This is a genomic window from Defluviimonas sp. SAOS-178_SWC (assembly GCF_039830135.1).
In the GTDB taxonomy this organism is placed as follows: domain Bacteria; phylum Pseudomonadota; class Alphaproteobacteria; order Rhodobacterales; family Rhodobacteraceae; genus Albidovulum.
This window is the reverse complement of sequence record NZ_CP156081.1, coordinates 1173691-1188514: the sequence shown is the minus strand read 5'-3', so window position 1 is coordinate 1188514 and position 14824 is coordinate 1173691. Positions and strand designations below refer to the sequence as shown.

The window sequence follows — 14824 nt, the reverse complement described above, 5'->3', positions numbered from 1 at the left end:
GCACTCGAAGTTTGGACGTTAACATCCGCCGGGGCAGCCAGAATCCCCTCGAAAGGGGTCCGTGTCGCACTGTTCCCGGCATCTCGCGCCCTTGCCGCCGCACCTGCGTCACGCCGGCTCCGCAGCCGGCTTCGGCAACGCTTCGAGCACCTTGAGCGGCCGCTTGACGGCAGCGGCGAGGCCGGGCCGCTGGGGCGCATGGACCTGCTTGGACACTTCGAGCATCAGCACGCCCCCCGCCAGAACCGACGAGACCCGGTGGCCGAACCGCTCCCAGGCGGGCGCCGTCCGGAGCCAGAACCGGCGCGAGCTTGGCGGCGCGAAGAGCGCCGATTGCTGGCGTTCGGCGGCGAAGCTGTGACGCCGGAGCTGGGAGTCGAGCTGGCTCATGGAATAGGGCCGGCCGTAGCCGAAAGGCGTCTTGTCCGACCGCGACCAGAGCCCCGACCGGTTCGGCACGACGAAAAGCGCACGCCCACCGGGCCCCAGCACGCGCCAGCATTCGTCGAGGAGCGCGGTCGCGTTTTCCGATGTCTCGAGTCCGTGCATCATCACAAGCCGGTCGACCATCCCGGTATCAAGCGGCCACTGTGTCTCCTCGCACAGGACCGAAACATTCTCCATTCCCGCAGGCCACGGCATGACACCTTGCGGCGCGGGCATCAGCCCGATGACCCGGCGCGAGTCCGAAAGATAGGGCCGAAGCAGGGGGACGGCGAAGCCGAAGCCGGCGACGGTCTGGCCCTTGGCCGGCGGCCAGAGCTTGGTCACCTGATCGCGGATCGCCTTCTGCGCCACCCGGCCAAGCTGGGTGCGGTAGTAGAAATTCCGCAGGTCAAGAACGTCGAGATGCATTGCGTCCGTCGCGTCATTCGGCAAAAGTCGCGTGAAGCATACGGAAACGGACACGAAAAGCCATGCCGCTGGACATCGTCACCGTCCCCTGTCTGAAAGACAACTACGCCTTCCTTGCGCATGACGTGGCGACAGGTGCGACGGCCGTCGTCGACGTGCCCGAAGCCGCGCCCATCCTGAACGCGCTCCGCGAGCGCGGCTGGCGGGCGAGCCACATCCTGATCACGCATCACCATGATGACCATATCGCCGGGGTCAAGGCCCTGGCCGCGGCGACCGGCGCCCGTGTGATCGGCGCGGCCGCCGACGCCCACCGGCTGCCGCCGCTCGACGAGGCCGTTGCCGAAGGCGACATCGTGCGGATCGGCATGGACGAGGGCCGGGTCATCGACGTTTCGGGCCATACGGTCGGCCATGTCGCCTTTCATTTCCCGGCCTCGAAGGTCGTTTTCACGGCCGACAGCCTGATGGCGCTCGGTTGTGGACGCGTGTTCGAGGGGACGATGCCGCAGATGTGGCGCAGCCTCTCGAAACTGTCCCGGTTGCCGCCCGACACGCGGGTCTGTTCGGGACATGAGTACACCGCCGCGAACGCGCGCTTCGCGCTGAGCATTGAACCCGGCAACGCCGCGCTTATATCCAGAGCCGAAGCGGTGGACGCGGCGCGGCAGGAGGGTCGCCCGACCGTCCCGTCGCTTCTGTCGGAGGAGCTGGCCACAAACCCGTTCCTGAGGGCCGGTCTGCCAGAGGTGAAGCGGGCCGTCGGAATGCCGGACGCCAGCGACGCCGAGGTCTTCGTGGAAATCCGGAGCCGCAAGGACAAGTTCTGAACGCCCGGCCGGCTGAAGCGCAAAGAGACGTCCCGGCGACCTCGACGGGCATGGGAGCGTCGGTCGGGCTCCACGCGCCCCAAGCTGCGGTCGCCTTCATGGGCCGTTCACGAGATGCGGTCGTTTTCCGACAATTTGGTTATTATTGGGCGTAATCCGATCACATTTTGCGCTGCTTCTCTCGCAAAGAACAAAATCGGCGAGAAAACACTTGAAGCTGCCCGAATTCCACCGAAGTTTAAGAGTATGAGGCGAAGGTAGGACGAAGGCTGAGGCCCGACCTGCCAGAAGGAAAGGAGCACGAAGGTGCCGTCATTTTCGAACACGCTCGAACAGGCAATCCACGCCGCGCTGGCGCTCGCCAATGCGCGCCGGCACGAACTCGCGACGCTGGAACATCTCCTGCTCGCACTCGTGGACGAACCGGATGCGGCCAAGGTAATGCGCGCCTGCTCCGTCGATATCGAGGAATTGCGCAAGACGCTGGTGGAGTTCATCGACGATGATCTCTCGACGCTCGTCACCGATGTCGACGGCTCCGAAGCGGTGCCGACGGCGGCCTTCCAGCGGGTGATCCAGCGCGCGGCCATCCACGTCCAGTCCTCGGGCCGGACCGAGGTGACGGGTGCCAATGTCCTCGTCGCGATCTTCGCCGAGCGCGAGTCGAACGCCGCCTATTTCCTTCAGGAACAGGACATGACCCGCTACGACGCGGTCAACTTCATCGCCCACGGCGTCGCCAAGGATCCCTCCTTCGGCGAAACGCGTCCCGTCAGCGGCGCGCAGGAGCATGAGGAGCACGTGGCCGAAACGCCGGGCGAGGCCAAGGAATCCGCGCTTGCCAAATATTGCGTCGACCTCAACGAGAAATCGAAGAAGGGCGATGTCGATCCGCTGATCGGCCGCGAGGCCGAGATCGAGCGCTGCATCCAGGTCCTCTGCCGGCGCCGCAAGAACAACCCGCTTCTGGTCGGCGATCCGGGAGTCGGCAAGACCGCCATCGCCGAGGGTCTGGCGCTGAAGATCATCCGCGGCGAGACGCCCGAGATCCTCTCGAAATCGACGATCTATTCGCTCGACATGGGCGCGCTTCTCGCCGGTACCCGCTATCGCGGCGATTTCGAGGAGCGGTTGAAGGCGGTCGTGAAGGAACTGGAAGATCACGCCGACGCGATCCTGTTCATCGACGAAATCCATACCGTGATCGGCGCCGGCGCGACGTCGGGCGGCGCGATGGACGCCTCGAACCTTTTGAAGCCCGCGCTTCAGGGCGGCAAGCTGCGCTGCATGGGCTCGACGACCTACAAGGAGTTCCGTCAGCATTTCGAGAAGGACCGCGCCCTCAGCCGCCGGTTCCAGAAGATCGACGTGAACGAGCCGACGGTCGACGACACGATCAAGATCCTGATGGGCCTCAAGCCCTATTTCGAAAAGCATCACGACCTGCGCTACACGCAGGACGCGATCAAGGCGGCCGTGGAACTGTCGGCGCGCTACATCCATGACCGCAAGCTGCCCGACAAGGCAATCGACGTCATCGACGAGGCCGGCGCCGCCCAGCATCTCGTGTCGGAATCGAAGCGCCGCAAGACCATCGGCCCGAAGGAAATCGAGGCCGTGGTGGCCAAGATCGCCCGCATCCCGCCGAAGAACGTCTCCAAGGACGATGCCGAGGTGCTGAAGGATCTCGAAAAGACCCTCAAGCGCGTCGTCTTCGGCCAGGACAAGGCGATCGAGGCGCTGTCCTCGGCGATCAAGCTGGCCCGCGCCGGCCTGCGCGAGCCGGAAAAGCCCATCGGCAACTACCTCTTCGCGGGGCCGACCGGCGTCGGCAAGACCGAGGTCGCCAAGCAACTCGCCGACAGCCTCGGGGTGGAACTGCTGCGCTTCGACATGTCGGAATACATGGAGAAGCACGCCGTTTCCCGCCTGATCGGTGCGCCTCCGGGCTATGTCGGCTTCGACCAGGGCGGGATGCTGACAGACGGCGTCGATCAGCACCCGCATTGCGTGCTGCTCCTGGACGAGATCGAGAAGGCGCATCCGGATGTCTACAACATCCTGTTGCAGGTGATGGACCACGGCAAGCTGACCGACCACAACGGCCGTCAGGTCGATTTCCGCAACGTGATCCTTATCATGACCTCGAATGCCGGCGCCGCCGACATGGCCAAGGCCGCCATCGGCTTCGGCCGCGACCGGCGCGAGGGCGAGGACACCGCCGCGATCGAGCGGATGTTCACGCCGGAATTCCGCAACCGTCTCGACGCCGTGATCTCGTTCGCGCCGCTCTCGCGAGAGGTGATCCTGCAGGTCGTGGACAAGTTCGTGCTGCAACTCGAAGCCCAGCTCATGGACCGCCATGTCCATATCGAGCTGACGCCGGAAGCCGCGAACTGGCTGGCCGAGAAGGGCTACGACGACCGGATGGGCGCCCGCCCGCTCGGCCGGGTGATCCAGGAACACATCAAGAAGCCGCTGGCGGAGGAGCTGCTCTTCGGCAAGCTCACCAAGGGCGGCGTGGTGCGGGTTCTGGTCCGCGACGATGCCATCGCGCTCGAGGTCGAGGAACCGACCGCGCGCCGCATCACCGGCTCGAAGCCACCGCTTCTGACGGCGGACTGAAACCGAAGGCGGAATATATGAAAAGGGCGGCACCTGCCGCCCTTTTTCATTCCCGTGCGGCCACCGCCTGAACCTTTATTCGGCCACCAAAGGGAAGCGCCGCCGCCTGGTAGATGGTGCGGGCTGGTCGTCGGCCTTCCGGAAAAAGCGTCCCATACAGTGCGTTCACTTCGCCCACGTCGGCCAGATCAATGAACGCGAGATCGACGTAGACGATATCGGTCCTGTCAAACCCCGCCGCCTCGGCAATACGGAAGACATGCGCGAACGCGCGTTCGGCTTCTTCCCGCGCGGTCCCTGGCGCATACTTGCCGTCGGGTCCGACGGACAACTGCCCGCTGATCCAGCACTGATTGCCGACCACAACGGCATTGCTGATCGGCGATGGAGATGGCGGCACTCCGTCCGCCGCCACGACAAACCTTTTGGACATCGGCATCGCTCCGCTCGATCCGGTGGCATCGAACAGCCCCGCGCCGCCGATGACGGATGGCGGGCAAGGTACCACAAAGCCTTCGTGCCGCCACCGCTCAGCGTTCGGTCAGCTTCAGTTCGATCCTCCGGTTCTGCGCCCGGGCTTCGGGCGTGTCGCCCTCCGCCACCGGACGGTATTCGCCGAAGCCGGCCGCGGCCAGCCGTTCGGGCGGGAAGCCGAGGCTGTTCTGCATGTAGCGCACGACCGAAAGCGCGCGGGCCTGGCTCAGTTCCCAGTTGTCGTGGAACTGGCCGAAGCCCGACAGCGGCACGTTGTCGGTATGGCCGTCGACGCGGATGATCCAGTCGATCTCCGGCGGGATGGCCGCCGCGACCTCCTGCAACGTGGCGACGACCCCGGCGATCTGGCTGCGGCCTTCGGGGGCAAGATCCGCCGCGCCGGGCTCGAAGAGCACTTCGGAGGAAAAGACGAAGCGGTCGCCGACGACCCGCACGCCTTCTCGGCCCGCGAGAACTTCGGAGAGCTTGCCGAAGAATTCCGAGCGGTAGCGCGACAGTTCCCTGGTTTCGGCCTTCAGCGCCTTCGCCTCCTCCTCGAGCCGGATCCGCTCGGCCTCTTCCAAGGCCGCCCGGCGCTTTTCCTCGGCGGCGACGCGGGCAAGGGCGGAATTGAGCTGGCTGCCCAGGGCTTCGATCTGCACGCGGGAATCGGCATCCTTGGCGGCGGAGGCGTCGAGGAGGTTCTGGAGCGAGCCAAGCTGGCTGCGGAGTGCGGTGATCTGCTGGTTGAGAAGCGCCACCTTCCGCGCCGCTTCGGCAGAGGCGGCCCTTTCCTCGGCGAGCCGGGCATTGGCGGCGGCGAGGAGCGCCTTCTGACGCTCGGCCTCGCTCAGCGTGGTCTCGGCGGTCTGTTCGGCGGACAGCTTGGCGGCGAGCGCTGCGGCAAGTTCGGTCTCGATCGCCTGCCGGTCGGAGGCGCTGGCGGTTCTTGTCGCCTCGGCGGCGGCGCGGGCGGCGGCGAGTTCCTCGGCGCTCGCATTCTGCGCCAGAAGGGCAGCCGCGAGCTTGCCGTCGAGATCCTTGCGCGCGGCCTCGGCGGCGGCCAGAAGTGTCAGCGTGTCCTCGGCCTTCTTGCGCTCGTCTTCCAGGGCAAGCGTCATCGCGGTCAACTCGTCCTCGGCACCCTTGAGCCGAGTCCGGAGCGCCTCGGCCGCGGCGGCTTCGGCGAGCCGAGCCGCCTCGGCGTCGCTCAGCGCCTTCGCCTTGTCGTCGAGCGTGCCCTGGGTCTCGGCCAAAGCAGCCGCGTCCTTTTCGGCCCGCGCCCGCAGGTCGGCAGTCAAAGCCTCCAGCGCCGCGCGCCGCGCGGCGGCAAGTCGGGCGGCCTCGGCCTGCGCGTCGATCTCCTCGCGCGCCTTGGCCACGGCGAGGTTCAGCGCCTCCTGCGCCGTCAGAAGTTGATCGCGTTCGGCGCCAAGGGCGTCAGCCTCACCGCGCGCCGCGTCGCGTTCGGACAGAAGCGAGGCGACCTGCGCCTCGAACGATGTGATCTTTGCCTCCGCCTCCGACAGCTTGGCGGTCTGGCCTTCGATCTGCGAGGTCAGCGTCGCGATCAGGGCCGACTGGCGGTCGGCGGCGGCTTTGGCGTCGGTGAGATTGGCCGACAGCCCGGCGACCTCCGCGTTCAGGTCCGCCGTCCGCCCGCGTTCGAGCCCGAGCGCGTCGGCAAGCCCGGCGACCTGATCGGCCAGCGCCGCAAGCTCGTCGTCCTGGGTGTTGATGGTCTCGCGGAGCGTGAACTGGACGATCATGAAGATCGTCAGCACGAACATCAGCACCATCAGAAGCGCCGTCATCGCGTCGACGAAGCCGGGCCAGATATTGGCCGAGAAGCGTTGCCCTCCCCTCCCCTGCGACAGCGCCATCTCAGCCCCTCCGGGCGGCGTCGGCGCGGGCGAGCGCGCGCACCGCGCGGGTCAGCTCGCCGAGGTCGCCGCGCAGGTCGGCCATGCTTTCCTGCCGCCCCGCCGCCACCTCTTCGAGGAGCTTGAGAAGCTGCACGTCGATGGAACGCAGCCGCATCCGGCTTTCGGCATCGCCGCCATCGACGCCATCGACGCGAATGTCCTGGCCGGCCTTCTCCATCAAAGCGACCATCCGGTCCTGCCCCTCGGCGATGCGGGCAAGCTGCGCGTTCGACCCCGTCTCGGCCTCAAGCCGCCGCGTCAACCCCTCGACCGCCGCAACCACGCCTTCGAGCCGCGCGTTCACCGCCGCGCGCCCGGCATCGGTGCGCTCGAGGATTGCCTGCAAGGTCTCGACCTGCCCGGCCATGTGGTCGAGAACCCCCGCCACCGCCTCCTGATCGAAGGCGCCCTCGCCCTCGCCGCTCGCGAAGGAGAGGCGGGTGAAGGAGGTGAGCCATTCCTCAAGCTCGCGGTAGAAGCGGTTCTGGCCGTGGCCGGCGAAAAGCTCCAGAAGCCCGACCACGAGCGACCCGGCAAGGCCGAGCAGCGAGGAGGAAAACGCCGTGCCCATCCCGCCAAGCTGCGCCTCGAGCCCGCTCATCAGCTTGTCGAAAACCTGGGTGCCGCTCTCGCCCTCCTGCGGGGCGAGCGCGCGGATGGTGTCGACGACCGCCGGAACGGTGATGGCGAGGCCGTAGAAGGTGCCGAGCAGGCCGAGGAAGATCAAAAGGCTCGCGAGGTAGCGGGTGATGTCCCGCGCCTCGTCGATGCGTGTGGCGACGGATTCGAGGATCGACCGGGCCGAGGAGTTCGAGATCTGCCCGGCCCGTGGCCCGCGCGAGCGCAGGAGCGCCGCCAGAGGCGCGAGAAGCCGGGGCGCGATGGTGATCTCATGCCCCGGACGGTGGGCGGCGAAGCCCTCGATCCAGCTTACCGAGCGCATGAGCTGCGCGACCTGCCAGAAGCAGGTCAGCACGCCGAGGACGAAGACCGCGAGGATCAGCCCGTTCAGCCAGGGATTGGCGATGAAGATCGAAAAGATTGGTCCGTAAGCGACATAAGCGCCCGCCCCGACCAGGGCCGAGACGAGGAGCATCATCGCAACCTGCCGCACCGGCTGGGAGAAAAACGGCTCGGCCTCGCGCATGGGTTTGTCCATCAGGATCGACACCCCTGTTCTGGTTACCCCGGACAATAGGCGGGGCGGCGCGGTCTCACAAGCGGTTAAGGGACAGGTCGCGGACCCGGGCGGAAAGCCAGTCGAGGTCGGGATCGGCAAGGCCAAGCTCGCCCAGATGGGACGCCGTGTTCCAGAGATATTCGGTGTTCGGGCCCCGCCCCCCGACGGCGGTGGCGATGATGCGGGCCTGTTCCTCCAGCCCGAGGCCGCCGCAATACTGAACGTGGTCGGGGTCGATGACATAGGTCACCGCCTCCACCCGCCGCCCATCAGCGAGCGAGACCGGAAGGGTCTTTTCCAGATAGGCCGAGGAGATCAGCTCGCGCTCCCGCAGATAGCCGAGCGTGCGGTCCGCATTCTCGGCCGCGACGGCAAAGGCCACCCCGTCGCAGGCGGCCCCCTCGGCCGCGTCGAGCGCAAGGACGAGGCCCGGCTTCGCCTCGGTCCCGCGGTGGTGGATCGAGCGCATGCAGAACGACCGGTGCCAGCCGGAAAGCCGCGCCAGAGCCCGCTCCTGCCAGTCGAAGCCCGGCTCCCACATCAGCGAGCCATAGCCGAAGACCCACAAAGAATTCATGTCCGCCTGCTGGTTTCCGCCATCCCCGGTCTATAAACAGCATCGTGGCGAGTGAGGAAAGGCCCCTTTGATGCGCATCGTTCTTTGGCTCGTGGCGGCATTTGCGGCGATCTACGGAGGCTACTGGGTCGTCGGCTCCCGCGCGCTCATGGCGGGGGCGGAGGCGACGCTGGCCGAGATGCGGGCGGCGGGTCTCGCGGATTACGGCACGATCAGCCTGGCAGGCTTCCCCTCGCGCTTCGACGTGACGCTGACCGAACCGGAGCTGACCAGCGTTGACGGTGCCGTCGCCTGGTCCGCGCCCGAGCTTCACGTTCACGCGCTCTCCTACAAGCCACACCACGTCATCGCCACCCTTCCTGCCCAACAGACCCTCCGTCTTGGCCGCGAGACGGTCGCGGTCACGTCGGAAGAACTGAACGCCAGCGCCGTCTTCGGCCTCGACCCTTCGTTGCCACTCGACCATGCGCAGGCGGTCGGACGGCGGCTTGATCTCCGGTCCGATTTCGGCTGGGGCTTCGCCGCCGAAGAGGCGCGGGCCGCGATCCGCGAAGGCTCCGATCCCCTGACTCAGGAGGTCGGGGTGGAATTGACCGGCCTCACCCTTTCGGGCCTTCCGGCGGATCTGATCACCACCGGCGGCGCACTGCCGGACCGGGGCGAGCGGGCCTATCTCGATGCGCGGATCGAGCTTGACCGGCCGCTTGACCGCTTCGCCGCGACCGAGCCGATGCGGATCCGCGCCGCCGACATCCGCTCTCTGGCCCTCGAATGGGGGCCGGTGCGGCTTGCCGGCAGGGGTGTGCTGACGATCAGCGCAGGCGGCGAGCCGGAGGGCCGGCTGGATCTGAGCGTGGAGAACTGGCGCGCGGCGCTGAAACTGGTGACGGCGCTCGGCCTGGTCCGCACAGAGACGGCACCGACCGTGGAGCGGGCGCTGGAAAGCCTCGCGCTCCTCAGCGGCAATGCCGAAAGGCTGTCGATGCCGCTGGTGTTCCGTGGCGGTCGGATGAGCCTTGGGCCGGTGCCGTTGGGGCCCGCGCCGCGGTACTGATCGCCGTCAAAGGAGGTGTCAGCGGCAATACGCCCCGCGCCCGCGCGCGGTGTCGAGGTGGAAGTGGTCCGCGTGGAACCGGTCCGACCCGGGCCCGAGCACGGTGTTGAAGGGGCCGCAGGCCGCCTTGCGGACCGAGGCGAGAGGCGTGCCGTAGCTTTTCGAGCCCCAGCCCTTCAACACGGTGACCGCAGTGCCGTCGGCAAGAAGGAGCGCCGAGATGTCCACCGCGCGGCCGCGCCCATGCTCGCTGACCTTCGCGCCCTTCTGGTTGTTGCGCCCCCGGCAGGAATAGCTCGCCGCGACCTGAAGTGCCGCCAATCCGCCGCCCTTCCGCCCGATCACGGGTTTCACGCCGGTCTCGACCCAGGTCTTGAGCGCTTTCGCCGTGGGACAGTCGATGGATGCCGGTTGGGTCAGCGCGACGCCCGCGACCGAGATCACGCTGACGCCATTTTCGAGACCGCACCCCTTCAGCTGCGCCGCGATCGGCGGGATTGGCTTTCCCACGATCGCCGGATCGCCGCAGATGGCGCCTTTCTTGCCGATCGTCGCCTCGGGCACCGGCTGGGTGCGGAAGACGACCTTTTCGACCTGTGCCGGGCGTGCCGATGGCCGGTCTTCCGGCCGGAGCGACGCCAGGGGCGCGAAGGCCGACGGCGCGAAGAGAAGCGGTTCGTGGAATGCGCGGGCGACCTCGGGCGCTATCTCGGGCCGTGCCTTAGGACGCAAGCCGCGCCGGGTCACGACCAGCGCCGCCTCGACAACGTCTGCCGCTTGCGCATGGGGCCGGGCCGTGGGCCGGAGCGATTCCGCCATCGGCGCCGCGCTGGCGGCCGAGACGAGCGTGGCCCAGAGGGCGAGCGCCGAAATCGCCTGCGCCCTCACTGTCCCGCCACCTTGGCGCGGCCAAAATCGGGAGCGTCGGTGTCCTGGCCGGCTTCGATGATGCTGCGCCGGATGGCGCGCGTGCGGGTGAAATAGTCGAAAAGCTGGTCCCCGTCGCCCATCCGGATCGCACGCTGGAGCGCAAAGAGCTCCTCTGTGAAGCGACCGAGAATATCGAGCGTCGCGTCCTTGTTGGTCAGGAACACGTCGCGCCACATGGTCGGATCCGAGGCCGCGATGCGGGTGAAGTCGCGAAAGCCCGCGGCGGAATACTTGATGACCTCGCTCTCGGTCACGCGGCGGAGGTGATCGGCGACCCCGACCATCGTGTAGGCGATAAGGTGCGGCGTGTGGCTCGTCACCGCCAGAACGAGGTCGTGGTGTGCCGCATCCATTTCCTCGACATTGGCGCCCATGCCTTCCCAGACGGCGCGGAGCCGCGCCACCGCGTCGGGCCGCGCATCGCCGGGGATAAGAAGGCACCAGCGGTTCTGAAAGAGCGTCGGAAATCCGGATCTTGGCCCGGAATGTTCGGTCCCGGCGAGAGGATGTCCGGGGACGAAATTGACGCCTTCGGGGATGTGCGGGGCGACCGCCTCGACCACCGCCTGCTTGACCGAGCCGACATCGGTGACGGTCGCGCCGGGCTTCAGCTGCGGGCCGATCTCGGCCGCGACCGCGCCCATCGCGCCGACCGGAACGGCGAGCACGACGAGGTCGGCGCCCTTCACGGCCTCGGCCGCCGTCGCGAACACCTCGTCGCAGAAGCCAAGCTCCAGTGCCGCCTCCCGCGTCGCCCCTGTCTTCGCGTGGCCCGCGATGGAACCGGCAAGGCCCCATTTCTTCATCGCATGGCCCATCGACGAGGCGATGAGGCCGAGCCCGATCAGGGCCACGCGGTCGTATATCGGCGCCGTCATTTGCCCCCCTTGAACTTGCCGATCGCATGGGCGACCCGTCGGCACGACGCCTCGTCTCCGATCGTGATGCGCAAGCAGTTGGGCAACCCGTAGGAGCTTACGCGCCGGACGATCAGCCCCTGGCTTTGCAGATATTCGTCGCAGGCGGCGGCCTCCGCCTCGTCGGCGAAGCGGGCGAGGATGAAGTTCGCGGTCGACGTGTCCGACGGCACGCCCTTTTCGGCCAGCGCCTCTGCCAGCCAGGCGCGCATCCGGGCGTTGTCCTCGCGGCAGCGGGCAACGTAATCCTGATCGCGCACCGCCGCCTCCGCCACGTCGAGCTGCGCGTTCGACAGGTTGAACGGCCCGCGAATGCGGTTCAGGACGTCGATGATCGACTGCGGCCCGTAACCCCAGCCGATCCGGAGCCCGCCGAGACCGTAGATCTTCGAGAACGTCCGGGTGATCACCACGTTCCGCCCCTCGGTCGCCAGCGCCGCGCCTCCGTCGTAGCCCTCGACATACTCCGCATAGGCGCCGTCGAGGACGAGGATCGCCTGTTTCGGCAGGCCGGCGGCCAGACGCTCGATCTCCGGCAATCCGATCATCGTGCCGGTCGGGTTGTTCGGATTGGCAATGAAGACGAGCTTGGTGTGCCGGGTGCAGGCGGCAAGGATCGCGTCGACATCGGTCGTGCGGTCGCGCTCGCGGACTGCGACCGGTGTCGCGCCAGCCGCCATCGCCGAGATACGGTACATGAGGAATCCGTGCTCGGTGAAGACGACCTCGTCCCTTGGCCCGGCATAGGCCTGACAGAGGAAGTGGATGATCTCGTCCGAGCCGACTCCGCAGATGATCCGCGCGGGGTCGAGCCCGTGAACCTCGCCGATCGCCTGCCGCAGCGAGGCGTGGTCCGTCGAGGGGTAGCGGTGCAGCTTGTGAACGGCGCGCTGGAAGGCCTCCTTCGCCTTCTGCGACGGCCCGAACGGGTTTTCGTTCGACGAGAGCTTCACCGCGTCGCTGATCCCGGCGACATGAGATGACCCGCCCTGATAGAGGGCGATATCCATGATCCCCTTCTGGGGGCGGATCGGGTCGGTCATGGCAGCAACTCCGGCAACTTCGCGCTTCATAGCCGCGCAGAGCCACCGACGCCAGTAGGGATTGCGCCGCGATCAGGCGCGGTCCGGCCGGGCGGCCACCGCGATGCGCGCCTCCCGCCGCGGGGCGGCGAGCGCGACGAGGAGGATCATCATCCCGACCGTCGCGAAGGGCGTACCGGGGAAAAGGCCGAAATTGCCGTCGTCGCTGAGGATGCGCGGGATATCGTCGGGCCGCAGGTTGAGCGCGACGCCGGTCAGCCCGGCCACGAGCCAGGGCCCGTGGAGCCGCGGCAGCGCCATCAGCGCCAGCCCGACGAAGAGGAAGTCGTAAAGGTGCAAGGGCGCGAGGGCGAGGACGACCACCGTCTCGACCAGCACGAGGTCGGCGGCGGCGTGGCAGACCGGCCGGCCCGCACGCCGCGCGCCGCGCCGGCAGGCGAGCGCCACCCCCGCCGCGACCGCTATCGTGATCGCCATCGCGGCAAGGTTGCCGATGTCGCCGCCGGTCACCTGCCAGACCGCATGGCGGACGCCCGACATCTTCGGCGCGGTATTGGCGAAGGCGGCGCCATCATAGGCGCCGACCTGGTGAAGCCAGTGCAGGACCGCCGCCGGCTCGATCAGCATCGGCGGCACGATCAGGACCAGCGACAGGAGCCCGGCATGGAAGACGACCCGGAACGTCTCCCGCCCCGCCAGCATCAGGCCAAGCCCGATCGGCAGACCGATCTGCGGCTTCACGAAGAGGATCGCCAGGCCGATGACCGCCACGACGGGGCGGTCGCGCGCGATCCCGGCCAGCAGGAGCGCGCCTCCGAGGAGGATGACCGAGGTGATCTGCCCGCCGATGAGGTCGAAGTGCAGCGTTCCGAGGCCCGCCATCAGCACGAGGTGGCCAGTGAAGAAGCCCAGCCGCGCCAGCGGCATCGACGCGGCGAACCTCGCGGGCATCCGGTCGGCGCGCAGCGACAGCGCGAGGGTCGCGCTGACAAGCGGTACGATCGCGACCTTGAGCGACAGCCAGATCTCCCAGGCGGCCTGCATCTCGAAGAAGCCGAGCCAGACGGAGAACCACCAGAAGTTCGGCGGATAGGGCCAGATGACCGGGACATGCCCCTCGGGGACGTGCCTGAGGCCGGTTTCATGGAACGCCTCGCCGTAGGGCGAGACGCCGTCGGCCCACATCTGCCCCGCAAGCCAGAAATAGCGGAAATCATATCCGATGTCGTCGGCCCGCAGGTCCGCGAATTGCCGGAGGAACGCGATGGCCACGACCGCAATCCAGATGAGCGCCACGGCGGCGAGGCGGCGGGCAAGCGGCGCGGCGGCTGGAGCGGGCTCGAGGGCCGTCTGGGTCGTCATGTCCGTTAGTCCTCGCTCAACCACTTACATATCCACGCACCGGCGCCCGCCGGGGATTTGACCCGACTATGAAGACAGATGGGGCGATTTTGTGGCTTTGTCGCCCGGAAATTGAAAAAGCCGCCGCGGTTTCCCGCAGCGGCCCGTTCCGTCGAACCGGCGACTTGGCCGGATCAGATCAGTTCTTCGCGTAGAATTCGACGACGAGGTGCGGTTCCATCTGCACCGCGTAGGGCACGTCGCCCAGCGCCGGCGTGCGCACGAAGGTCGCGGTCATCTTGGAATGGTCCGCCTCGATATAGTCCGGCACGTCCCGCTCGGCGAGGCCGACGGCCTCAAGCACGATGGCCAGCTGGCGCGACTTGTCGCGGACGGCGACGACGTCGCCTTCCTTGACGCGGTAGGAGCCGATGTTGACGCGCTGGCCGTTCACGGTCACGTGGCCGTGGTTCACGAACTGGCGGGCGGCAAAGATCGTCGGCACGAACTTGGCGCGGTAGACGACGGCGTCGAGACGGCGCTCCAAGAGGCCGATCAGGTTTTCACCGGTATCGCCCTTGACGCGCTCGGCCTCGCCATAGATGCGGCGGAACTGCTTTTCGGTCAGGTCGCCGTAATAGCCCTTCAGCTTCTGCTTGGCGCGAAGCTGGGTGCCGAAGTCGGACAGCTTGGTCTTGCGGCGCTGGCCGTGCTGGCCCGGCCCGTATTCGCGGCGGTTCACCGGCGATTTCGGACGGCCCCAGATGTTCTCGCCCATGCGGCGGTCGATTTTGTACTTGGCAGAGGTGCGTTTGGTCACCGCTGATCTCCTTCTAAGGACGCCGCCCCGAAGGCGGCTATGAAGGGCGTTGTCCTTTCCCTTTCGGGCGACAGGTTTCCCCTTGCGGGGTCCACCAACACCAAATGAATGACCCGGGCGCTTTCGTCCCGGGACGGGCGGCTTATAGCGCCGCGATCGGCAGAGTCAACGCCTGCGCCCCACTTCGGGGCCGGAAATATCCGTCTGGGGGCAGACCGCGTTCGCCGCCCGAATGCAACCGCAAACCCGCTCG

The 14824-nt window shown here is 67.5% G+C and carries 13 protein-coding genes; 3 read left to right on the top strand and 10 right to left on the bottom strand.

Features of this window, described 5'->3' with window-relative positions; all coding sequences use genetic code 11:
- Nucleotides 1-108 precede the first annotated feature (108 nt).
- Nucleotides 109-855 (bottom strand): methyltransferase domain-containing protein, encoded by a 747-nt coding sequence (locus V5734_RS06625; RefSeq protein WP_347312716.1) that lies wholly within the window; start codon nt 853-855, stop codon nt 109-111.
- A gap of 62 nt (nt 856-917) precedes the next feature.
- On the opposite strand from V5734_RS06625, the gene gloB reads away from it, so the two are divergent.
- Nucleotides 918-1685, top strand: coding sequence for a hydroxyacylglutathione hydrolase (gloB, locus tag V5734_RS06620; protein WP_347312715.1), 768 nt, complete (start codon nt 918-920; stop codon nt 1683-1685).
- Nucleotides 1686-1991: 306 nt separating this feature from the next.
- The gene (clpA, locus tag V5734_RS06615) at nt 1992-4310 is read left to right on the top strand and encodes an ATP-dependent Clp protease ATP-binding subunit ClpA (protein ID WP_347312714.1); all 2319 of its coding nucleotides are present in this window, start codon (nt 1992-1994) and stop codon (nt 4308-4310) included.
- Nucleotides 4311-4356: 46 nt separating this feature from the next.
- Here clpA and V5734_RS06610 read toward each other — a convergent pair whose 3' ends face one another.
- The 4 genes from V5734_RS06610 to V5734_RS06595 form a co-directional block, all read right to left on the bottom strand.
- Nucleotides 4357-4743, bottom strand: coding sequence for a RidA family protein (locus tag V5734_RS06610; protein WP_347312713.1), 387 nt, complete (start codon nt 4741-4743; stop codon nt 4357-4359).
- A 97-nt stretch (nt 4744-4840) separates the two neighbouring features.
- Nucleotides 4841-6667 (bottom strand): peptidoglycan -binding protein, encoded by a 1827-nt coding sequence (locus V5734_RS06605; RefSeq protein ID WP_347312712.1) that lies wholly within the window; start codon nt 6665-6667, stop codon nt 4841-4843.
- A 1-nt stretch (nt 6668) separates the two neighbouring features.
- Nucleotides 6669-7868, bottom strand: a complete 1200-nt coding sequence (locus V5734_RS06600) for a biopolymer transporter ExbB (RefSeq protein WP_347312711.1) — start codon at nt 7866-7868, stop codon at nt 6669-6671.
- A 55-nt stretch (nt 7869-7923) separates the two neighbouring features.
- A complete protein-coding gene (locus V5734_RS06595) occupies nt 7924-8466 on the bottom strand; it encodes a gamma-glutamylcyclotransferase (protein WP_347312710.1) in 543 nt (180 codons plus the stop codon).
- A gap of 70 nt (nt 8467-8536) precedes the next feature.
- Between V5734_RS06595 and V5734_RS06590 the strand changes: the two genes are divergently transcribed.
- On the top strand, nt 8537-9520 hold the full coding sequence (locus V5734_RS06590) for a DUF2125 domain-containing protein (protein WP_347312709.1): 984 nt from the start codon (nt 8537-8539) through the stop codon (nt 9518-9520).
- Between the two features lie 18 nt (nt 9521-9538).
- Here the strand turns inward: V5734_RS06590 and V5734_RS06585 are convergent, their stop codons facing one another.
- The 5 genes from V5734_RS06585 to rpsD all read right to left on the bottom strand — a co-directional run bounded on the left by V5734_RS06585 (nt 9539) and on the right by rpsD (nt 14571).
- Nucleotides 9539-10408 carry an extensin-like domain-containing protein gene (locus V5734_RS06585; protein ID WP_347312708.1) on the bottom strand — a complete coding sequence of 290 codons (870 nt, stop codon included), beginning with the start codon at nt 10406-10408 and terminating at the stop codon, nt 9539-9541.
- Nucleotides 10405-11328 carry a prephenate/arogenate dehydrogenase family protein gene (locus tag V5734_RS06580; protein WP_347312707.1) on the bottom strand — a complete coding sequence of 308 codons (924 nt, stop codon included), beginning with the start codon at nt 11326-11328 and terminating at the stop codon, nt 10405-10407. The genes V5734_RS06585 and V5734_RS06580 overlap by 4 nt, the downstream gene beginning before the upstream one ends.
- Nucleotides 11325-12410 (bottom strand): histidinol-phosphate transaminase, encoded by a 1086-nt coding sequence (hisC, locus tag V5734_RS06575; RefSeq protein WP_347312706.1) that lies wholly within the window; start codon nt 12408-12410, stop codon nt 11325-11327. Before hisC ends, V5734_RS06580 begins: the two co-directional genes overlap by 4 nt.
- A 72-nt stretch (nt 12411-12482) precedes the next feature.
- Nucleotides 12483-13772 carry a glycosyltransferase 87 family protein gene (locus V5734_RS06570; RefSeq protein ID WP_347312705.1) on the bottom strand — a complete coding sequence of 430 codons (1290 nt, stop codon included), beginning with the start codon at nt 13770-13772 and terminating at the stop codon, nt 12483-12485.
- A 178-nt stretch (nt 13773-13950) separates the two neighbouring features.
- Nucleotides 13951-14571 carry a 30S ribosomal protein S4 gene (gene rpsD, locus V5734_RS06565; protein WP_347312704.1) on the bottom strand — a complete coding sequence of 207 codons (621 nt, stop codon included), beginning with the start codon at nt 14569-14571 and terminating at the stop codon, nt 13951-13953.
- Nucleotides 14572-14824: the final 253 nt, after the last annotated feature.